At 62.5% G+C, this 19,737-nt stretch carries 18 protein-coding genes and 1 tRNA gene; 8 read left to right on the forward strand and 11 right to left on the reverse strand.

What is annotated here, in order from left to right; all coding sequences use genetic code 11:
* Window positions 1-4: 4 nt before the first annotated feature.
* A complete protein-coding gene (locus H7F36_RS17975; protein ID WP_187052087.1) occupies window positions 5-1,039 on the reverse strand; it encodes a microcin C ABC transporter permease YejB in 1,035 nt (344 codons plus the stop codon).
* A 10-nt stretch (window positions 1,040-1,049) separates the two neighbouring features.
* A complete protein-coding gene (locus H7F36_RS17980) occupies window positions 1,050-2,846 on the reverse strand; it encodes an extracellular solute-binding protein (RefSeq protein ID WP_187052088.1) in 1,797 nt (598 codons plus the stop codon).
* Window positions 2,847-2,883: 37 nt separating this feature from the next.
* On the opposite strand from H7F36_RS17980, the gene fabI reads away from it, so the two are divergent.
* Together fabI and H7F36_RS17990 are read left to right on the forward strand one after the other, a co-directional pair.
* Window positions 2,884-3,675: an enoyl-ACP reductase FabI gene (fabI, locus tag H7F36_RS17985; RefSeq protein WP_187052089.1), complete on the forward strand. Its 792-nt coding sequence runs from the start codon at window positions 2,884-2,886 to the stop codon at window positions 3,673-3,675.
* A gap of 37 nt (window positions 3,676-3,712) precedes the next feature.
* Window positions 3,713-4,588, forward strand: a complete 876-nt coding sequence (locus H7F36_RS17990) for a DNA ligase (protein ID WP_187052090.1) — start codon at window positions 3,713-3,715, stop codon at window positions 4,586-4,588.
* Between the two features lie 16 nt (window positions 4,589-4,604).
* On the opposite strand, the gene phnX is transcribed toward H7F36_RS17990, so the two are convergent.
* The 6 genes from phnX to H7F36_RS18020 are packed head-to-tail and all read right to left on the reverse strand — an operon-like array spanning window position 4,605 to window position 11,268.
* Window positions 4,605-5,432 (reverse strand): phosphonoacetaldehyde hydrolase, encoded by an 828-nt coding sequence (gene phnX / locus H7F36_RS17995; protein WP_187052091.1) that lies wholly within the window; start codon window positions 5,430-5,432, stop codon window positions 4,605-4,607.
* A gap of 21 nt (window positions 5,433-5,453) precedes the next feature.
* A complete protein-coding gene (locus H7F36_RS18000; protein WP_187052092.1) occupies window positions 5,454-6,581 on the reverse strand; it encodes a TIGR03364 family FAD-dependent oxidoreductase in 1,128 nt (375 codons plus the stop codon).
* Window positions 6,578-7,279 carry an HAD family hydrolase gene (locus H7F36_RS18005; protein WP_187052093.1) on the reverse strand — a complete coding sequence of 234 codons (702 nt, stop codon included), beginning with the start codon at window positions 7,277-7,279 and terminating at the stop codon, window positions 6,578-6,580. The genes H7F36_RS18000 and H7F36_RS18005 overlap by 4 nt, the downstream gene beginning before the upstream one ends.
* Window positions 7,280-7,305: 26 nt before the next feature.
* A complete protein-coding gene (locus H7F36_RS18010; RefSeq protein ID WP_187052094.1) occupies window positions 7,306-9,042 on the reverse strand; it encodes a putative 2-aminoethylphosphonate ABC transporter permease subunit in 1,737 nt (578 codons plus the stop codon).
* Window positions 9,043-9,068: 26 nt separating this feature from the next.
* Window positions 9,069-10,202, reverse strand: coding sequence for a putative 2-aminoethylphosphonate ABC transporter ATP-binding protein (locus H7F36_RS18015; protein WP_187052095.1), 1,134 nt, complete (start codon window positions 10,200-10,202; stop codon window positions 9,069-9,071).
* Between the two features lie 28 nt (window positions 10,203-10,230).
* A complete protein-coding gene (locus tag H7F36_RS18020; protein ID WP_187052096.1) occupies window positions 10,231-11,268 on the reverse strand; it encodes a putative 2-aminoethylphosphonate ABC transporter substrate-binding protein in 1,038 nt (345 codons plus the stop codon).
* Window positions 11,269-11,432: 164 nt separating this feature from the next.
* On the opposite strand from H7F36_RS18020, the gene H7F36_RS18025 reads away from it, so the two are divergent.
* Genes H7F36_RS18025 through H7F36_RS18035 form a run of 3 tightly spaced genes read left to right on the forward strand, consistent with a single transcriptional unit; the run spans window position 11,433 to window position 13,636 of the window.
* The gene (locus tag H7F36_RS18025) at window positions 11,433-12,185 is read left to right on the forward strand and encodes a phosphonate utilization associated transcriptional regulator (protein ID WP_187052097.1); all 753 of its coding nucleotides are present in this window, start codon (window positions 11,433-11,435) and stop codon (window positions 12,183-12,185) included.
* A gap of 3 nt (window positions 12,186-12,188) precedes the next feature.
* Window positions 12,189-12,737, forward strand: coding sequence for a phosphonate degradation HD-domain oxygenase (locus tag H7F36_RS18030; RefSeq protein ID WP_187052098.1), 549 nt, complete (start codon window positions 12,189-12,191; stop codon window positions 12,735-12,737).
* Window positions 12,734-13,636, forward strand: coding sequence for a DMT family transporter (locus tag H7F36_RS18035; RefSeq protein WP_187052099.1), 903 nt, complete (start codon window positions 12,734-12,736; stop codon window positions 13,634-13,636). The genes H7F36_RS18030 and H7F36_RS18035 overlap by 4 nt, the downstream gene beginning before the upstream one ends.
* 27 nt (window positions 13,637-13,663) lie before the next feature.
* On the opposite strand, the gene H7F36_RS18040 is transcribed toward H7F36_RS18035, so the two are convergent.
* Window positions 13,664-15,982, reverse strand: coding sequence for an arginine/lysine/ornithine decarboxylase (locus tag H7F36_RS18040; RefSeq protein WP_187052100.1), 2,319 nt, complete (start codon window positions 15,980-15,982; stop codon window positions 13,664-13,666).
* 106 nt (window positions 15,983-16,088) lie between these two features.
* Between H7F36_RS18040 and H7F36_RS18045 the strand changes: the two genes are divergently transcribed.
* The 3 genes from H7F36_RS18045 (at window position 16,089) to H7F36_RS18055 (ending at window position 17,577) form a co-directional block, all read left to right on the forward strand.
* Window positions 16,089-16,514: an NfeD family protein gene (locus H7F36_RS18045; protein WP_187052101.1), complete on the forward strand. Its 426-nt coding sequence runs from the start codon at window positions 16,089-16,091 to the stop codon at window positions 16,512-16,514.
* Window positions 16,515-16,540: 26 nt separating this feature from the next.
* A complete protein-coding gene (locus H7F36_RS18050; protein ID WP_187052102.1) occupies window positions 16,541-17,473 on the forward strand; it encodes an SPFH domain-containing protein in 933 nt (310 codons plus the stop codon).
* Between the two features lie 14 nt (window positions 17,474-17,487).
* Window positions 17,488-17,577, forward strand: a tRNA-Ser gene (locus H7F36_RS18055).
* An 89-nt stretch (window positions 17,578-17,666) separates the two neighbouring features.
* On the opposite strand, the gene H7F36_RS18060 is transcribed toward H7F36_RS18055, so the two are convergent.
* Together H7F36_RS18060 and H7F36_RS18065 are read right to left on the reverse strand one after the other, a co-directional pair.
* Window positions 17,667-18,272: a c-type cytochrome gene (locus tag H7F36_RS18060; RefSeq protein WP_222620395.1), complete on the reverse strand. Its 606-nt coding sequence runs from the start codon at window positions 18,270-18,272 to the stop codon at window positions 17,667-17,669.
* 32 nt (window positions 18,273-18,304) lie between these two features.
* Window positions 18,305-19,588, reverse strand: coding sequence for a PQQ-dependent sugar dehydrogenase (locus H7F36_RS18065; RefSeq protein ID WP_222620396.1), 1,284 nt, complete (start codon window positions 19,586-19,588; stop codon window positions 18,305-18,307).
* Between the last annotated feature and the right edge of the window lie 149 nt (window positions 19,589-19,737).

The raw sequence follows: 19,737 nt of genomic DNA on the forward strand, positions 1-19,737 counted from the left end.
GGGCTCAGTCAAACTTCACTCTCGGATCGACCCACACGTAGCAAAGATCGCTGATGAGCTTGGTCACCAGGCCAATCAGGGTGAAGAGGTAAAGCGTGCCGAGGACCACCGGGTAATCACGACGGATCACGCTCTCATAGCTCAGCAAGCCCAGCCCGTCGAGAGAGAACAGCGTTTCGATAAGCAACGATCCGGTGAAGAACGCACCGATGAAAGCCGCCGGAAAGCCCGTGATGATCGGGATCAGCGCATTGCGAAACACATGCTTCCACAGCACCTGCCGCTCCGACAGACCTTTGGCGCGCGCGGTCAGCACGTATTGCTTACGGATCTCTTCGAGGAACGAGTTCTTGGTGAGCATGGCGGTCACCGCAAAACTGCCGAGCACCATCGCGGTGATGGGCAAGGTGATGTGCCACAGATAGTCGACGATGCGTGCGCCCCAGGTCATGCTGTCCCAGTTAGACGAGGTGAGCCCGCGCAGCGGAAACCACTGCAACTGCCCGCCGAAGATCACCAGCAGCGCCACCCCGAGCACGAAGCCGGGAATCGCATAACCGACAAGCACGACCAGCGTGGTCACGAAGTCGAAGCGAGAACCGGCGCGTACCGCTTTGGCAACGCCCAGCGGCACCGCGATAAGGTAGCTGATGAAGAAGGTCCACAACCCGAGGCTGATCGACACCGGCAGCTTTTCTTTCACCAGTTGCCAGACGTCCTTGCGCTGATAGAAGCTCTGCCCGAGATCGAAACGCGCGAAAGATTTCAGCATGCCCCAGAAGCGCTCAATCGGCGGCTTGTCGAAGCCATAAAGCTGCTTGATTTCTTCGATGCGCTTGGCATCGAGTCCCTGCCGCCCGCGATAACCTGCACCGCTCGAAGCGGCACGCTCACCGCCCGAGTCACGGCCTTGCAGCTGCGAGACCATTTGCTCTACCGGCCCGCCGGGCACGAACTGGGTCACCACGAACGTCAGGATGAGTACGCCGAGCAGCGTCGGCACCATCAGCAACAAGCGTTTGAGGATATAGCTGGCCATTGGCGTTGATCTACTTGTTGGAAGGCGACGCCCACCAGGTCGCCATCGCCCACGAATCGGGCTGATAGAACGGCGGCAGGGTCGGCGGCAGCACAAAGCCGGCCGGCCGATAGCCGACCAGGAACGCATCGCTGTACCACTGCGGGATGGAGTAGTAACCATGCGACAACACGCGGTCGAGCGAGCGCATCGCGGCGGTTAGCTCGGGGCGCGTCGTGGCCTGCACCACCTTCTGCAGCAGCGCATCGACCGCCGGATCGGCGATGCCCCAGATGTTCGATGAGCCGGTCGTGGCCGCCGCTTTGGAACCGAACAGCTCGAACATCTCGCCGCCCGGCGCATTGCTGCCAGGCAGTCGCACCGTGGTCATCTCGAACTCGAAGTTGTCCATGCGCTGCTGGTACAGCGAGCCATCGACGGTGCGCACCCGCAGGTCGATGCCCAGCTTGCTCAGCGACGTTTGCAGCGGGGTGATGAGCCGAATCAACGATGCCTGGTTGTTGAGCAGCTCGATGTCGAAGACCTCGTTCTTCGCATTGCGCAGCGCGCCGTCGCGATATGTCCAGCCGGCTTGTGCCAGCAGCAGTTGCGCTTGCCGCAAGTTGTCGCGCAAGCTCGCCGGCGGCAGGGTCGTCGGCGACACGACAGCGGGCCCGAACACATCGGGCCGCAACTCCTTGCGCAAGGGTTCGAGCAATCCCAGCTCGTCCGAGGTCGGCGACCCCGACGCATGAAATTCGCTGTTTGGGAAATAGCCGTCCACGCGTTTGTAGAGGCCGTAGAAAAGCTGCCGGTTGAGCCATTCGAAGTCCATCGCCAAGCCAATCGCTTGTCGCACCCGCACGTCCTGAAACTTCGGGTTGCGCAGGTTGAACACGTACCCCTGAAAGTCGCCAGGGTTGCGGTTCTCGAAGACCTGCTTTTTGACCTCGCCCGAATCGAACTGCTTGCCTCTGTATTGCCGCGCCCAATTGCGCGAAATGAACTCGCGCATGAAGTCGAACTCGCCGGCTTTGAGGCCTTCGAAGCGCGCCGTCTCGTCGAGGTAGAGCTTGAACGTCAGTCGGTCGAAGTTGAACTGCCCCTTGCGCACCGGCAACTGCGCGCCCCAGTAGCTCGGGTCACGTAAATAGGTGATATCGCGCCCTAGCCTCGCGCTGGCTGGCTTGTACGGTCCGGACGCAATCGGCACATCGCCGGTGATCTGATCGAACGGCTTGCCGCCGCCCCACGCACGGCTGAACACCGCCATGCCGCCTACCACCAGCGGCAACTCGCGATTGGGGTTGGCAAACTCGAACCGCACGGTGCGCTCGTCGACAGCCACCGCTCGCTTCACCTCCGCGTAGATCGTTCGAAACTGGGGAGCGGCCAGCTTGCCGGTCAGCGTCTCGAACGAATGCACCACGTCGGCGGCCAGCACTGGCGAACCATCGTTGAAGCGCGCCCTCGGCCGCAGTCTGAAAGTAGCGGACAGCATGTCGGGCGCCACAGTGACGTCTTCGGCGAGCAAGCCGTATGCGGTCGTGGCTTCTTCTGAATTGCCAGTGAGCAAGCTCTCGAACACCAACAGCCCCAGTCCTGCCGGCGCGGTGCCCTTGAGCGTGAACGGGTTGAACTTGTCGAAGTTGGTGACCGCGATCGGCGGCACCATGCGCAACTCCCCGCCTTTGGGTGCGTCGGGGTTGACGTAACCGAAATGCGTGAAGCCTTCGGGGTATTTGATATCGCCGAATTGTGCGTAGGCATGGGCTGCCCACGAGGGGGCTGCCACGAGCATCCACAGACAAAGCAGCCAACATCGCATGCGAGAATTCTGCACAAGATTTATGTGAGGCAAATTTATGGGCTTTCTTTCGGGCAAGAAACTGTTGATCACAGGCGTGCTGAGCAACCGCTCCATCGCCTACGGCATCGCCAGAGCGTGCCACCAGCAAGGCGCAGAACTGGCATTCAGCTACGTCGGCGATCGCTTCAAGGACCGTACCGCCGACTTCGCGAAAGAGTTCGGCTCCACGCTGATCTTCGATTGCGACGTGAGCGACGACGCGCAAATCGACAAGCTGTTCGCCGACCTGTCGCAAAGCTGGCCCAAGTTCGACGGCTTCGTGCACAGCATAGGCTTCGCGCCGCGCGAAGCGATCTCGGGCGACTTCCTGGAAGGCATCACGCGCGAAGGCTTTCGCATCGCACACGACATCAGCGCCTACAGTTTTCCGGGCATGGCCAAGGCGGCACTGCCCTATCTCAACGACAAGTCGGCGTTGCTGACACTGACCTACCTCGGCGCGATTCGCGCGCTGCCCAACTACAACACGATGGGTCTTGCCAAGGCGTCGCTCGAAGCCTCGGTGCGCTATCTCGCCGGCTCGCTCGGGCCCAAAGGCATGCGCGTCAACGGCATCAGTGCCGGACCAATCAAGACGCTGGCGGCCAGCGGTATCAAGGGCTTCGGCAAGATCCTGTCGGCCGTCGCCGAAGTGTCGCCGTTGCGGCGCAACGTGACCATCGAAGACGTCGGCAACGTCGCTGCGTTCTTGTTGAGCGATCTGGCAAGCGGCGTGACGGCCGAAATCACCTATGTCGACGGTGGCTTCAGCCAGGTCGTCGGCGGAATCGACGAACCGGCATCCTGACCGGTCCCGTCGCGGAGAGAGTGCCTGGGAGGGCCATATGAAACGGCGCATTTTTCTATCCGCGGCTTTCGCTGCTGCGGTCACTACAGCCACGAGTGTCACATCGCTGGCTCCTGCCGCCTACGCGCGCGAGCCGGCACCACCGCTGATGCTGGCCGAGGTGTACCGCCGCGGCATGTCGCTCGACGGCTTCTGGGTCAGCGAGAAGTACGACGGCGTTCGAGGCTACTGGGATGGCAAGCAGTTGTGGACGCGCGGCGGAGAGCGCGTGACAGCGCCCATCTGGTTCACTGCGCCACTGCCTCGCACGCCGCTCGACGGTGAGTTGTGGGCCGGACGTGGCCAGTTCGAGCGTGCGCTCTCGACCGTGCGCAGCCAAACGCCCAACGACGCTGCCTGGCGCGAGATGCGCTTCATGGTGTTCGACTTGCCAGCCCAACCCGGCACTTTCGACCTCCGGCTGGCCGCGCTGAAAAAGCTGCTGCCAATCACCAGCGCGCCCTGGGTGATGCCGGTGGCTCAAGAGCACACGACCACGCATGCCGACTTGCAGGCCCTGCTCGACAAGACCGTCAAGCTGGGCGGCGAGGGGCTGATGCTGCATCGCGGCGCGTCGCTCTATCGCGGCGAGCGCAATGGCGACTTGCTCAAGTTCAAACCCTATGACGATGCCGAGGCGCGCGTGGTCGAGCAACTGCCGGGAAAGGGCCGACACACCGGTCGACTCGGCGCCTTGCTGGTCGAGACACCCGGAGGGCGACGCTTCAAGCTCGGCGGCGGCTTCACCGATGCGCAGCGCGATAACCCGCCGGCAGTGGGCGCCTGGGTGACCTACCGCTTCAACGGTGCAAACGCCAGCAGACTGCCGCGCTTCGCACGATTTTTGCGGGTGCGGGAAGAAGGCCCGACCTGAAATCGGCGCCGCTCGATCAGGGCGCGATGCCTTGCCTGAGCTTCGCTTCGATATCGTCGATCACCGGCAGCAAATCGGCCACGCTGTCTATCACGTAGTGGGCGCCTGATGCCTTCAGCTTGGCGGTGGCGATCTGCCTGAGCGCATCCTGGCTGGCAGCGTCGAGTGCCTGCCATTCAGCCAGCGACAGGCCGACCGCGTTGCCGCTCACAGCCAGCCCCACTGTCCAGGTGCCGGCATGGATGCCCTCTTCGATCCCGACGCCCGTGTCGTCGACCTTGACCACGCTCGACGGTGGCCACACGCCGATGTCGGCAAAGGTGCGGTACATCATCAACGGCGAGGGCCGCCCGGCTGCCAGATCCCCGGCGCAAACCAGGTTGTCCGGCACGTAGCCGCCAGCGGCAGCGATGGGCGTCACGACTTCCATGATCGGCCGGTTGTATCCGGTGGTCGAACCGATCTTGAGCCCGCGCGCGCGCAGCGTGTTCACCATCTCGACCGCGCCCGGAATGAAGTCTGCGAAGTCGGCCACGACGGCAGCATTCATCGGCGTGAAGACTTCATACAGGTGGTCGACGTCGGCATCGGTGAGCGGCCGGCTGAAACGCTTTTGCCACTGCGCGGCGATGCGCGGCAATGTACCGAGCGCCTTGATGTGGTCCCACTTGGCCACGCCCATCGGCCCGCGCGCTTCGTCGACGGTGATCACGATGCCGAACTTTTCGAACAGACGCACGAAGGCGCCCATTGGCGCGCAGGAACCGAAGTCGAGGATGGTGCCGGCCCAGTCGAAAACGACGGCGCTGAGGTGGTGGGGCAATGCGGCGGAAGAAGTGGTCATGGAAGTTTGTCTCGGGAAAATCTACCAACCGGCGAAGACATCCTCGGCAATGCCAAAAGCGGTGCTGGCACCGGTGCCGCTGGTGACCAGCACCAGCCGCGTAGCGTCGTCAGGCTTGTCGATCAGGCAGTCGGTTCTGGCGGATGAAGGATAGGTTCCGACCCAGCGCTCGGTCACTTTGGCCTGCTGCAACTTCAGGGTCTTGTGCAGGTGACCGAGGATGAGATCGTCCACGCGCTGATCGGCAAAGGGTTCCGGCGCGGCGCCGTAATGATGCGAATCGCCGACGACCAGCGAGCCGTCGGCGCTCTGCACCACGATCAGGTGAACGCCGTTGTCGAGCGACTCGCCCTCCTCGCGGCGCATCTGTTCGAGCAGCAGTGCCGCGGCCGGCAGCTTGCTGTAGCCGTGATAGCGCACCAGGCTCAGATCGGACATCACAGAGCCGGGCAAACGGAAGCCGGGCTCGGGCTGAACGCGCAGCATGTGCAACTGGCACAGCGTGAGCTTGTGCAGCGCCAGTCGTTCCGCGAAGAGGCCGTGCAAGTCGGTGTTGGTGCAGACGACCACGCGCTCCGCATGCAGGGTGGCGAGCGAGGTGCGCACTCGCGGCGTGGCGACTTCGAGTACCGCTTCGCCGAAGCGAAACACCACGCCCAACGATGCGGCCAGCCACTTGGCAAGCAGACCGATGGCGGTGCGCGATTCGACCCGCATCTCGTGAGGGCTGTAGAGCACCGCTTGGGCGCCCTCGAGTTGCATGACCGGCGCGCGCCGCATGGCCTCGCTGATGTCGAGCAGCTCGCAACCGTCTCCCATTGGTGTGGCCATGAACTCCTCGAGCACCTTCAACGCCTGGGGGCGAAAAGCGCTCAGGTACAGGCCGTGATGCAACACGGCGATGCCCGCTTGCGGGGCGACCTCGCCCCACACTTCCCGCGCGCGGCGGGCACGGCGCCAGGTGTCGCCTTCGCCCTGGCCGGTGACTGTGATGAAGCCGAAGTTGCGGATCGATGCACCGACGCACGCGGCGTCGCGTTCGAGCACACAGACTTTCAACCCGCGCTTGGCCGCCGTGTACGCGTGAGCCAGGCCGACGATGCCGGCACCCACCACGATGAGATCGAATTTCGTTTCGGAAGAGGTCATGATGAGGAAGAAGGAAGCCCACGCGCCAACCGCAGCACCGGCCAGTGCCGCTGCTGCGCTTCGACCGCGAGGCGAGCATCGGGATCGACCACGACAGGCTGGCCGACCACCAGCAACAGCGGCAGGTCGTTGATCGAATCGCTGTAGAAAAAAGCACGCGCGAGTTGCGCGTCGAGGCCATCGGTCGTGTCGTCACGCGCTGCCAGCCAGTTGCGCAAGCGCATGACCTTGCCCTCGCGCATATTGAGCACATCGCGCGTGCGGCCAGCAAAACGGCCATTGGCAAGCACTTCGAGCTCGGTCGCGATCACATGCTCGAAGCCAAGTTCGCCCGCAGTCAGTTCGACAAGAAAGCGACTCGTCGCGCTGGTCAGCACCAGCAGATCGCCACGATCGCGATGTTGCTGGACGAGTTCGCGTGCCGCGTCCGGAATGCGCGGACTAATCACTTCGTTCATGAACGCAGCGCGCGTCGGCGACCACTCGGCCGGACTGCGGCCCTCGAAGGTGGAAGCGAAAAATTCACAGAACTCGCCCGGCGCTGCTTCGCCTGCGTGATAACGCCGGTCCATGTCGGCGTTGCGCTGAGCGAAGCAGTCGCCGAGCAGGCCGCGTCTCACCAAAAAGTCGGCCCACAGTACCTCGCTGTCGCCGGTCAGCAAGGTGTTGTCGAGATCGAACAGGGCCAGAGTTTGCATGGGCGTGGACATCGCAGTGGACCGCATCAACGGTTAGGCGCCCGCCAGGCTTGCGTGCGTCGGTCGATCCACTTGCCGAGCGCCATGTACAGCAAGGTGACGACCAGCGAGGTTACGGCGATGAGCACCGCCATCGCGGCGGCCGGGCCGGTGTCGCCGGCTTCGTCGAGGTTCAATATCGCGACGGCCGCCACCTTGGTGTCGGGTGAGTACAAAAACACCACGGCCGAGATCGTCGTCATCGCGTTGATGAAAAAGTAGCGCGACACATCCAGCAAGGTCGGCAGGCAGATCGGCAGCGTGACACGCCAGAAGGTCTTGTAGAACGGCACCTTGAGCGAAGCCGAGACCGACTCGAATTCCGGGTCGATCGACTTCAACGCGGTGACCATCGTCAGATGGCCCGTCGTGTAGAAATGGACGATCGTGCAGAGCACCAGAATGCCCAGCGACTGGTACATGAAGTTCAACGGATTGGCAGGTGCGTTGAAGAAGAAGATGTAGCCCAAGCCGAGCACCAGGCCCGGTACCGCCATCGGCAGCATTGCCATCAACCGGATCACGGGCCGCGCCCAGCCGAGCCCGCGCGTCTTCTCCAGCAGGTAGGCGCCGATAAAGACGACGATGGTGCCGATCACCGCCGTGCATGCCGCCAGCTTGAGGCTGTTGAGCATCGCGTCGCCCAGTTCGGCATCGACCAAACCTGACACGTAGTGCGAGAAGCTGGGTGTCAGGTTGTACGGCCAGAGCGTCGCGAACGATGCGAACACCGCCATGAAGAACATGGCAAGCATGAGCGCGACGATCACGCTGCAGTAGATCGTCATCGCCAGGTCGAAGCGGCGCGATGGCCGCGGCACCAGCGCCACCGCGCGCGCCGACAAGACCGACACTTGCTTTCGCTGCACGAAGTAATCGATGGCGAAAGTGAGCGCAGCCGGCGTCAGCAAGAACAGCGCGACGACCGCGCCACGCTGAAAGTCCTGCTGACCGATGACAAGCTTGAAGACGTCGGTCGCCAGCACATTGAAATTGCCGCCGACTACCTTCGGGATGCCGAAGTCGGTCATCACCAGGGTGAAGCTCACCAACCCCGAGGAGATCAGCCCGTACTTGGCACCCGGCAGCGTGATGGTGAAGAACTTCCGCACCGTGCTCGTGCCCAGCGCATCGGCCGCTTCGTACAGCCGCGCATCGGCCAGCGTGAGCGCCGTGACCAGGATCATCAACACGTGCGGGAAAACGGAGAAGCACTCCGCCAGCACGATGCCCGACGGTCCGTAGATGCCGGTGAATCCGAGCGCGAGCCAGAAGTCCTTGGCAACACCTTGATTGCCGAACCAGTAGATCAGCGAGATGGCCGACAGCAGCGACGGCGCCAGCAGGGGAAGCAGCGTGATGGTGCGAAAGAGCGACTTCAACGGCATGCAGCTTCGCGTGAGCGCATAGGCGAAGGTGAATGCCAGCGGCACCACGATGATCATCACCAGCACCGACACCCAGGTGCTGTGCCAGAGGCTCTGCATCAGCGCAGGCGACGCGATGTAGCCACCGAACGCGCTCACGCCCGAAGCAGCGCCATCGGGTGTCTCCAGCGCCTTAGAAAGAATAAACAGCAGCGGCGCCACAAGTCCGATGGTGAGCAAGGCGACTGTGAACAGCAGCGCCAAATGCGACATTCGATCGACCCAATAGACGCGTTGCTTCAGCGGGGGCGCGACCCGTACGATCGACGCGGCTGACAGTGCGGGGAATGCTGACATCGAGTTCTCGCACTATCGCGGTCGCGTCAGGCAGCAGCTGCCATGGCAGACACGGGAGCCACGGAATGCATGGGGGAAAGAGGAAACACCCGCAGCCGATCGGCCCGCAGCGCGAAGCGCACGCTGGCACCTTCGCGCACGCCGAACTCGTCCATCTGGTTGAGCGAATACTGCAGAAGCAACGGCTGCCCGGGGATGCCGAGCACGTCGACTTCGGCCAGGCAATTGCCGCCCAGGAATTCAATGTGCCGCACAGTGCCCTCGCATCGCATCGGATCGTCGTCGAGCACGTTGCCGACCACCCGGTCTTCCGGACGAAGGTAGAGCGCGACGTCGCGGCCGGGCCTGAAGTCCGCGCCATGACCGGCCGCCGTCTTCAGACGCATGTCGCCACAGCGAAACCAGTGATCGCCCTCCGCCACTGCGGTCAGCCGATTCACCTTGCCGACGAAATCAGCAACGAAGGGAGATGCCGGTTCGCGGTACACCTCTAGCGGCGTGCCGATCTGCTCGATCACACCGTGGTTCATCACCACGATGCGGTCGGCCACCGACAGCGCTTCTTCCTGGTCGTGCGTGACCATCACGGTCGTCACGCCCAACTCGCGTTGAAGCGACCGGATTTCGTTGCGCAGATGCACCCGTACGATGGCGTCGAGCGCAGAGAGCGGCTCGTCGAGTAGCAGCAGGCCTGGCGACGTCGCGAGCGCACGTGCCAGCGCGATGCGCTGCTGCTGCCCTCCCGACATCTGTGCCGGGTACTTGCCGCCGCTGCCCGGCAAGCCGACCAGCTTGAGCAGCTCTTCGACCCGCTGCGCGATCTGCGACCTGCTCTGCTTGCGGTTGACCAGCCCGTAGCCGACGTTCTGAGCCACCGTCAGGTTGGGAAAGAGCGCATACGACTGGAACATGATTCCGTAGTCGCGCCCGGCTGGCGGCAGCACAGAAACGTCACGGCCGGCCTGCAGGATGGTGCCAGCCGATTGCGTCTCGAGCCCCGCGATGATGCGCAGCAACGTGGTCTTTCCGCAGCCCGACGGCCCGAGGAAACAGACGAACTCGCCCTGTCGAATCGACAGATCGATGCCGTCCAACGCATTGAACGCGCCGAAGCTTTTGCGGATGCCCTTCAGCTGAAGGTAGTCGTTGACTGCAACCATTGCGATGACCTTCGCTGGCTTGCTTGGCTTACTTGGCCTTGGGCTCGCTCTTGGCGTCGTAGCGTTTAGACCATTCGGCCAGCGTCGCAGCGCGGCCCGCAGCGGCCTTGTCGAAGTCGAGCTTGATCAAACGTGACTCGTAGTCGGCCGGGATGTTTGCCAGCTTGGGCGCCACGCCCGGCTGCGCTGTGATCGCGAAGTTCTTGCCGTAGAGGATCATCGCGTCCTTCGACGAAGCCCAGTCGGCGAGCTTCTTCGAAGCTTCAAGCTTTTTGGTGCCCTTGTAGATCGCGAAGCCTTCGAGGTCCCAACCGAGGCCTTCCTTCGGGAACACCAGGTCGATCGGTGCGCCCTTGGTCTTGTTCATGTGTGCGCGGTATTCGAACGAAATGCCCGCCACGTATTCACCGGCCGACGCCATGGTGCACGGCTTGGACCCCGAGTGCGTGTATTGGCCGATGTTCTCGTGCAGCGCGTCCATGAACTTCCAGCCACCGCCCTTGCCGCCGTCGTCGCCCCACATCTGCAACCACGACACGACGTCGAGGTAACCAGTCCCTGAAGAGGCGGGATTGGGCATCACGACCTGGCCCTTGTAGATTGGGTTGGTCAGGTCTTTCCAGGTCGTCGGGATCGGCAGGTTCTTCTTCTTGGCCTCGACGGTGTTGAAGCAGACCACTGCACCGAACACGTCCATGCCCCACCAAGCCGGTGGCGATGCCTTGTCCCGGTACTGCGACATGATCGCGTCGAGGTTCAACGGCGCATAGGGCTCGAGCATGCCGTCGCGCTTGAACAGCGCCAGGCTGGTGGCTGCCACACCCCAGATGGCGTCGGCTTGCGGGTTGGCTTTTTCGGCGAGCAGCTTGGCGGTGATGACGCCGGTCGAATCGCGCACCCACTTGATTTCAATGTTGGGCTCGACCTTGTTGAATGCTTCCTGGTAGGCCTTCAGCTGGTCGGTTTCGAGCGCGGTGTAAACGGTCAGCTGGGTTTTCTGCGCCCATGCGCCGGCGGCACACGCCAGACCGAGCAGGCCAACAATCAGGGACTTTGCGAACTTCATTTAAGGGGCTCCTGGATCTAAAGAAAATCGAAGATGGACTCTGCCGGACCGACACGACATATTCGTGACACGAAGGCAAAGCAAAATCGGGGCCCGATCGAAAACTTAGTTTATTGTCTTTTGTAAATTGTAGACAATCTCGAATGACTAACCTACGATCGATCATGGTCAAAAAGATATCCAGCAGTCCCGCCATCGCACAGCTTCAGGGCAATTCGCTCGCGAATCTGGTGCAGGTCGAGATCGAACGCATGATTCTGGATGGCGAGTTGTCGTCGGGTTCCAAGCTGACGGAAGCCACGCTGGCAGAGCAACTCGGCGTATCGCGCGGCCCGGTGCGCGAAGCTTTTCGCATGCTCGAGGAAGCTGGATTGGTTCGTACCGAAAAGAACCGCGGCGTGTTCGTGCGCGATGTGCCGATCGAAGAAGCGCTGGAGATCTTCGAATTGCGCGCCGTCTTGGATCTTCATGTGGGACGCAAACTTGCGGAAGGGATCAGCACCGCAGAAGTCCGCGAGTTGCGCCAGCTGACCGACGCCATGGACCAGGCCGTGAAGGCCGACAACGCGCACGACTACCACCGCTTCAACCTGAAGTTCCATGACCGCTTGCTCGAACTCGCCGGCAATACCAAGCTCACGTCGACGTATCGCAAGCTGGTCAACGAACTCTCGCTGTTCCGACGCCAGAACCTCACCAACGAATCGATGACGGTCTACTCGCGGGAGCATCGTTTGATCGTTAAGACCATCGCAGCGGGCGAGCCTGAGGCAGCCGGCCAGGCGATGTACCAGCATGTGATGAACAGCCGCGAACGCACCCTGCGCAACTACGAGGCCAAGCAGGCAGACGCATTGAAGGCTGCGGTCCTGAACGCTGGCAATGCAGTTAAATCGAACGCCACCGTGGAGGCCTGACCCATGGCACTGACACTGCAAGACATCGACACGCTCTTTACTCGCCACGGCGCCGCGCAATACAGCGGCGAGCCGGTCACGCAGCTCGAACATGCACTTCAAAGCGCCTACCTCGCAGAACAGGCCGGTGCCGACGACGAACTGGTGACGGCTGCCTTGCTGCACGACCTCGGCCACCTGCTCAACGACCAGGGCGAGACGCCGAGCCTGCGCGGCGTCGACGATGTGCACCAGTACTTCGCCCTTCCCTTTCTTCGCGGCGTGTTCGGCGAGCGCGTGCTGTGCGCGATCAAGTGGCACGTCGATGCAAAGCGCTACCTGTGTGCGACGCGACGCGACTATTGGGCCAGCCTGTCGGCCGACTCCAAGCGCAGCCTCACGTTGCAAGGCGGCGTCTTTTCAGCCGAGCAGGCGGCGCAGTTCATCGCGCAAGAGAACGCGCCCGAGGCGGTGCAATTGCGACTGTGGGACGACCAGGCCAAATCAGCCGACCTGGTCACTCCACCGCTGGCGCACTACCTCGCGCGCGCCCGCCGCTGCATGGTTCATTGAACACCGTCGCACCGGTGGTGCTCGCTGCAGGACTGACCGCGCCGATCGTGCTCGCCGTGCTGTTCGGCGCGCTGCTGCACGCCAGTTGGAACGCGCTCATCAAGTCGGGCCGCGACAAGCAGCTCGACACGGCGCTGATCCACAGTCTCGGCTTTTTTCTGGCTTTGCCGCTGCTGCTCTACATCGGATTGCCGAGCGCGACGTCATGGCCTTACATCGCCACGTCGACGGCCATCCATCTCGGCTATTACATCGCGCTGGCCGGTGCTTACCGGCATGGCGATCTCGGCCTCACCTATCCCTTGATGCGTGGCACCGCGCCTCTGCTGGTCGCGCTCGGGAGCTTCACCTTCATTGGCGAGCGGCTGTCGCTGGTAGCGTGGATCGGTGTCGCCGTCGTCTGCGCCGGCGTGCTCACACTCGGGCTGTCACGGTCGGCGCTGCACGTCGGCGACGAGTCGCAGCGACGCAAGGCGCTGACCTTTGCGCTCTGCAACGCGGCCATCATCGCGCTCTACACGGTGGTTGACGGTATCGGCGTGCGCGCCTCCGGCAATGCGCTGGCCTACGTCGCAGCGCTGTTCCTGTTCGATGGCATTCCGTACCTGCTGCTGGTCACGTGGCAGCGGCCCGCCGCGCAACGCGGTGCAGCACTGCGCTACATGGCGGGCCGCTGGAAGCTCGCTTCTGTCGGCACGCTGGCGTCGCTCGGCAGCTATGCGATCGCGCTGTGGGCCATGACGCGTGCACCGGTGGCGCTGGTCGCCGCGCTGCGCGAAACCTCGGTGCTGTTCGCAGCCGTCATAGGGACGCTATTGCTGCGCGAGCCCTTCGGCTGGCAGCGCGCCATCGGCACCGTGGTCGTGGTGTGCGGAGTGATCGCGCTGCGCTTCGGCTGAAGCGAAGCGCGATCGTCGCGCGCCCGGTCAGTCCGACGCCGTGACAGCAGCAACAGGTGCTGCGACGCAATCCGCGTAGTAGCGCTTCTTGCCCGTCTCGTCGATCTTCGCCACCAGACCGTGGATATCGGTTTCGAAACCCGGGCACTCGGTGTTGAACTCGCGCGCAAAACGCAGGTAGTCGACGATCTTCTTGTTGAAGACCTCACCCGGAATGAGCAACGGGATGCCCGGTGGGTAGGGCGTGATCAGGCTCGTCGTGATGCGGCCCTCGAGGAAGTCGATCTCGACGCGCTCGGTCTTGCGGTGCGCGATATGCGCGAAGGCATCGCTCGGCTTCATGGCAGGCGTCAGGTCGCTCAGGTACATCTCGGTGGTGAGCTTGGCCACGTCGAAGCGCGCATAGAGCTTGTGTATGTGTTGGCACAACTCGCGCAGGCCGAGGCGCTCGTAGCCCGGATGACTCTGGCAGAACTCAGGGAGGATGCGCCACATCGGCTGATTGCGCGCGTAGTCGTCCTTGAACTGCTGCAGCGCCGTGAGCAGCGTGTTCCAGCGGCCCTTGGTGATGCCGATGGTGAACATGATGAAGAAGCTGTAGAGCCCGGTCTTCTCGACGATGACCCCGTGCTCGGCCAGAAACTTGGTCACCACGCTGGCCGGGATGCCGGTGTCCGCGAAGTTGCCTTCGAGGTCGAGGCCGGGCGTGACGATGGTCGACTTGATCGGGTCGAGCATGTTGAAACCATCGGCCAAATCGCCGAAGCCGTGCCAGTTGCGCGGTGACTTCTTGGTCTTGCGCTTGGCCTCTTTCTCGCCCTTCATGATCCAGTCTTCTGCGCGACCGATGCCTTCGTCGACGAGCTTCTCCGGTCCCCATACCTTGAACCACCAATCGTCCTTGCCGAATTCCTCTTCGACCTTGCGCATGGCACGGCGGAAATCGAGCGCCTCCAGGATGCTTTCTTCGACCAGCGCGGTGCCGCCGGGCGGCTCCATCATGGCGGCGGCTACGTCGCAGCTGGCGATGATCGCGTACTGCGGGCTGGTCGACGAGTGCATCAGGTAAGCCTCGTTGAAGAGGTCACGATCGAGCGCGCGGTTCTGCGAATCCTGCACCAGCACATGGCTGGCCTGGCTGATGCCCGCCAGCAGTTTGTGGGTCGATTGCGTCGCGAACACCAGCGAATCTTTGGGCCGCACGCGCCGCTTGCCCATGGCGTGGTAGGCGCCATAGAACGGATGGAACGCCGCATGCGGTAGCCAGGCCTCGTCGAAATGCAGCGTATCGACATAGCCGTCGAGCATGTTCTTGATGGTCTCGGTGTTGTAGATCACACCGTCGTAGGTCGACTGCGTGAGCGTCATCACGCGCGGCTTCACGGTCTCGGGGTCGCGGTCTTTCAACAGCGGGTTCGCCTTGATCTTGGCCTTGATCGCGCTCTTCTCGAACTCGCTCTTGGGTATCGGTCCGATGATGCCGAAGTGGTTGCGCGTGGGCTTCATGAAGACGGGGATCGCGCCCGTCATGATGATCGCGTGCAGGATGGATTTATGGCAGTTGCGGTCGACCACCACCACGTCGTCGGGCGCCACCGTGTGGTGCCACACCATCTTGTTGCTGGTGCTGGTGCCGTTGGTCACGAAGAAGCAATGGTCGGCGTTGAAGATGCGCGCCGCATTGCGCTCGCTGGCCGCCACCGGGCCGGTGTGGTCGAGCAACTGCCCCAGCTCTTCGACCGCGTTGCAGACGTCGGCACGCAACATGTTCTCGCCGAAAAACTGATGGAACATGCGTCCCACCGGGCTCTTCAAGAACGCCACGCCGCCCGAGTGGCCCGGGCAATGCCACGAGTACGAACCGTCCTCGGCGTAGTCGATCAGCGCCTTGAAGAACGGCGGCTGCACGCCCTCCAGATAGCTCTTGGCTTCGCGGATGATGTGGCGCGCCACGAACTCCGGCGTGTCCTCGAACATGTGGATGAACCCGTGCAACTCGCGCAGGATGTCGTTGGGAATGTGACGCGCCGTCTTGGTTTCGCCGTAGATGTAGATCGGCACGTCGGCGTTCTTGCGCCGCACCTCTCCGATGAAGGTGCGCAGATTGAGTACCGCAGGATCGAGGTCGGGGCCAACGGTGAACTCCTCGTCGTCGATCGACAGGATGAACGCGCTGGCGCGGCTTTGCTGCTGCGCGAACTGGCTCAGGTCGCCGTAGCTCGTCACGCCCAGCACCTCGAAGCCCTCGCCGACGATCGCTTCCGCCAATGCGCGAATGCCAAGGCCCGAGGTGTTCTCGGCGCGGTAGTCCTCGTCGATGATGACAATCGGAAAACGAAATTTCATGTGCGGGGTCCGGCAGGCAAAAGAGCCGCGAAGTGTAAGGAATTCGCGTGACGGCTGCCGGACCATCTATCAGACAATAGGGGCCAACAACAACGAAGAGGCTTCAATGGCGAACTCATCGGTCTGGTGGCTCATTGCGGGCGCAGCCATCGTGCTCGAGTTGCTGTCGGGCACCGTCTACCTTTTGCTGCTGAGCGCGGGCTTCGCTTCGGCTGCCATCGCGGCGCATCTGGGCTTCGGTCTGACCACCCAAATCATCGTCGCGGCAATCGTCGGCGTAGGCGCCGTGCTTACCTGGCATCTGATTCGACGTGGCCGCCCTGCCCCGCTCGACAGTGCATCGAACCCCGACGTGAACATGGACATCGGCGAAAAGGTGCAGGTCGATGCGTGGAACTCCGACGGCACGGCGACGGTCCGCTACCGCGGCGCGCAATGGACCGTGGTGCCGCGCCCCGGACACACGCCAGCGCCAGGAGAGCATCGCGTGACCGAAGTCATCGGCAGCCGGCTGGTCGTTGACAAGATCTGAAAAACATAAACCCAAGGAGATAGCAGATGGATTACGCAGTCCCCCTCGTCATATTGATCATCGCGGTGATCTTCATCAGCCAGTCCGTGAAGTTCGTGCCGCAGCAAAACGCCTGGGTGCGCGAGCGCCTCGGCAAGTACCACAGCACGATGACGCCTGGCGCCAACTTCCTTATTCCGTTCATCGACAAGGTCGCCTACAAGCACAGCCTGAAAGAAATCCCGCTCGACGTACCGAGCCAGATCTGCATCACGCGCGACAACACGCAGCTGCAGGTCGACGGCATCCTGTACTTCCAAGTGACCGACCCGATGCGCGCGAGCTACGGTTCTTCGAACTACATCATGGCGGTGACGCAGCTGGCGCAAACATCGTTGCGTAGCGTGATCGGCAAACTGGAGCTCGACAAGACATTCGAGGAGCGCGACATCATCAACGCGCAAGTGGTGCAAGCCATCGACGAGGCCGCGCTCAACTGGGGCGTGAAGGTGCTGCGCTACGAGATCAAGGACCTGACGCCTCCAAAGGAAATTTTGCTGGCCATGCAGGCGCAGATCACCGCCGAGCGCGGCAAGCGCGCGCTCATCGCTGCCTCCGAAGGTCGTCGACAAGAGCAGATCAACATCGCCACCGGCGAGCGCGAGGCTTTCATCGCGCGCTCCGAAGGCGAGAAGCAGGCGCAGATCAATAACGCCCAGGGCGAGGCGGCTGCCATCACCGCAGTCGCTGATGCAACGGCTTTTGCCATCGAGCGTGTTGCCGCTGCAATCCGCCAGCCGGGCGGTGAACAAGCTGTGCAGCTGAAGGTGGCCGAGCGCGCAATCGATGCCTACAGCAAGGTAGCAGCCGATTCGAAGACCACGCTGATCGTGCCCAGCAACATGACCGAGACCTCGGCGCTCATCGCATCGGCTATGCGAATGGTGCAAGCCGCAAAAACCAGTCCCGGAGCCGGTTAGAATCACGGCCTGCTGGAGCGGTGGATGAGCGGTTTAAGTCGCACGCCTGGAAAGCGTGTGAGGGTTAATACCCTCCGCGGGTTCGAATCCCGCCTGCTCCGCCAGCGATGCGATTCACGTCGCATCAGGTCATTCCAAAAACCTGCTGAAAGCCCCGTTCGCGGGGCTTTTTTGCGTCTGGGCTCCGAGGAGCCTAGTGGTACTGCGCCATGAAATTTGCCAACGCGCGCAGCTGGTCGTCCGCCAGCGGATACACCACATCGGCCATCGCGGCCACGCCGCCGCCGGTTCGCTTGCCGGCCTTGAAGTCGCGCAACGCCTTGAGCAAATAGTCTTCGCGCTGGTTAGCCGTTCGCGGCGTTGCCTGGGTGCCCGAATAGTCGTCCTTGTGGCACGAGGCACAGCGGTTTTGTTGCGCCAGTTTGAGGCCGACCGCGTACATCGACTGATCGCCCGAAGCTGTGGCGCGCGGCGGTGGCGCCATCGCGGCAAAGTGCTTGGACAGCACCCGGATGTCATCGTCGCTCAGACTCGCCGCCAGTGGCTGCATCACCGCGGACTTGCGCGTGCCCGTCCTGAAGTAAACGAGTTGCCACTGAAGAAAACTTTCCGGTTGACCTGCCAGCGACGGCGTCTCCGGCATCTGCGAAATGCCGACGGTGCCATGGCACGCGATGCATGTTTCTGCCTTGGCCGACGCAGCGGGCAGGTCGGCAGCGTGAGCCGCGCCGCTCAACGCAGCTGACGTTGCAAACGCGGCCAACGCGGCCCACAGCCGCACCGGTGCCATCACACCCATCGCTTTACTCCAGCCATTGAGCGCGCCTCTCGTTATTTGCCGTAGCTGATGCGATACACCGCACCCGCCCAGTCGTCAGCGACGAGCAGCGATCCATCGGCCGCCACCACCACGTCCGCCGGCCGACCGCTGTAAGCCTGATCACCCGTGATCCAGCCGGTTGCGAACGTCTGCTGCTTGATCTTTTTCCCCTGCGCATCGGTCGTGACGCGGACGATCTCGCCGCCCCTGTACTTGTGACGGTTCCATGAGCCGTGGTTCGCAATGAAGATGTTGTTGGCGTACTCGGCCGGGAATTGCTTGCCGGTGTAGAACTTCATCCCCAGCGGTGCCACGTGCGCGCCGAGCTTCAAGGCCGGCGGCGTGAACTCGGAGCACTTGTGGCCCATCGCATATTTCGGGTCGGGCATGTCGCCCTGGTGGCAATACGGATAGCCGTAGTGCGCGCCGATTTTTGCCACATGGTTGAGCTTGTCACTCGGCATGTCGTCGCTAACCCAGTCGCGCGCATTCTCGGTAAACCAGTAGTCGCCGGTGCGCGGATCGATGTCGCCGCCCACGCTGTTGCGCACGCCGATGGCGACCATCTCCGCCTCGCCGGTTGCCGGATTGATGCGCCGCACTTGCGACAGGCTCGTTGGTGGCAAGCACACGTTGCACGGCGGGCCGAAGGGCACGTAGAGCCAGCCCTGCTTGTCGAAGGTCAGGTACTTCCAGCCGTGGGCCGCATAAGCCGGCATGTCGTTGTAGACGACCTTGCCTTCGGGCATCTTGTCGAGGTTGGCCTCGGCATTTTCGTACTTCAGGATCTTGTCGATGTCGACCACGTACAGCGCACCATCGCGATACGCGACGCCGGTCGGCATCTTCAGACCAGTGATGATCGGCTTCACGGTTTTTCCGTTGTCCGTGATGGCATAGACGGTGCCCACGCCGAAAGAGCCGACGAAAAGCGTGCCCTTGTCACCCCACGCCATCTGGCGCGCGCTGTTCACGCCGGCTGCATACACGTTGATCTTGAAACCCTTCGGCAACTTGATTGCCTTCAGGTTCTTTTCGAGGTCGGCCATCGATGCCGGCAAGGCCGGACCGGATGGCGGCGCAAGACCCTTTTGAGATTGGGTTTCGTCACCGAGAAACCAGTCCGCGGGCGGATGTTCCCAGAAGTCTTTTTTGGTGGAGTCGTAGCTCTTGACTGCCTGAGCCTGGGCTTGGGTAGCCGGCAGCACGAAGAGCGCGGCGCACACGCTCGCCACACTGGCCATGGCCCCCAGACCGAGCGGCCGAGCGATGGCACCTGTCACTGATTTGCGCATTTTTGTCTCCTGCTTGTTGTTTGAATGGCAGGTTGATAAAAACACGTCGCTCCTCCGAGCACATCTGTCGTTTTCCCTTACTGACAATGAGGTCGAAAGACCGCTTTTCTCTGGACAAAAAAAGAGGCCCGAAGGCCCCTTTTTGGATT

Origin of the sequence: Variovorax sp. PAMC28562 (genome assembly GCF_014303735.1) — a bacterium.
In the GTDB taxonomy this organism is placed as follows: domain Bacteria; phylum Pseudomonadota; class Gammaproteobacteria; order Burkholderiales; family Burkholderiaceae_C; genus Variovorax.

Coding starts and splice junctions, on each gene's coding strand:
- H7F36_RS18025 (WP_187052097.1), top strand. CDS start 11,433: ATGGTCAAAAAGATATCCAGCAGTCCCGCCATCGCACAGCTTCAGGGC.
- H7F36_RS18060 (WP_222620395.1), bottom strand. CDS start 18,272: ATGGGTGTGATGGCACCGGTGCGGCTGTGGGCCGCGTTGGCCGCGTTT.
- H7F36_RS17980 (WP_187052088.1), bottom strand. CDS start 2,846: ATGCGATGTTGGCTGCTTTGTCTGTGGATGCTCGTGGCAGCCCCCTCG.
- phnX (WP_187052091.1), bottom strand. CDS start 5,432: ATGACCACTTCTTCCGCCGCATTGCCCCACCACCTCAGCGCCGTCGTT.
- H7F36_RS18045 (WP_187052101.1), top strand. CDS start 16,089: ATGGCGAACTCATCGGTCTGGTGGCTCATTGCGGGCGCAGCCATCGTG.
- H7F36_RS18000 (WP_187052092.1), bottom strand. CDS start 6,581: ATGACCTCTTCCGAAACGAAATTCGATCTCATCGTGGTGGGTGCCGGC.
- H7F36_RS18015 (WP_187052095.1), bottom strand. CDS start 10,202: ATGGTTGCAGTCAACGACTACCTTCAGCTGAAGGGCATCCGCAAAAGC.
- H7F36_RS18040 (WP_187052100.1), bottom strand. CDS start 15,982: ATGAAATTTCGTTTTCCGATTGTCATCATCGACGAGGACTACCGCGCC.
- H7F36_RS18050 (WP_187052102.1), top strand. CDS start 16,541: ATGGATTACGCAGTCCCCCTCGTCATATTGATCATCGCGGTGATCTTC.
- H7F36_RS17990 (WP_187052090.1), top strand. CDS start 3,713: ATGAAACGGCGCATTTTTCTATCCGCGGCTTTCGCTGCTGCGGTCACT.
- H7F36_RS18030 (WP_187052098.1), top strand. CDS start 12,189: ATGGCACTGACACTGCAAGACATCGACACGCTCTTTACTCGCCACGGC.
- H7F36_RS18010 (WP_187052094.1), bottom strand. CDS start 9,042: ATGTCAGCATTCCCCGCACTGTCAGCCGCGTCGATCGTACGGGTCGCG.
- H7F36_RS17975 (WP_187052087.1), bottom strand. CDS start 1,039: ATGGCCAGCTATATCCTCAAACGCTTGTTGCTGATGGTGCCGACGCTG.
- H7F36_RS18065 (WP_222620396.1), bottom strand. CDS start 19,588: ATGCGCAAATCAGTGACAGGTGCCATCGCTCGGCCGCTCGGTCTGGGG.
- fabI (WP_187052089.1), top strand. CDS start 2,884: ATGGGCTTTCTTTCGGGCAAGAAACTGTTGATCACAGGCGTGCTGAGC.
- H7F36_RS18005 (WP_187052093.1), bottom strand. CDS start 7,279: ATGCAAACTCTGGCCCTGTTCGATCTCGACAACACCTTGCTGACCGGC.
- H7F36_RS18020 (WP_187052096.1), bottom strand. CDS start 11,268: ATGAAGTTCGCAAAGTCCCTGATTGTTGGCCTGCTCGGTCTGGCGTGT.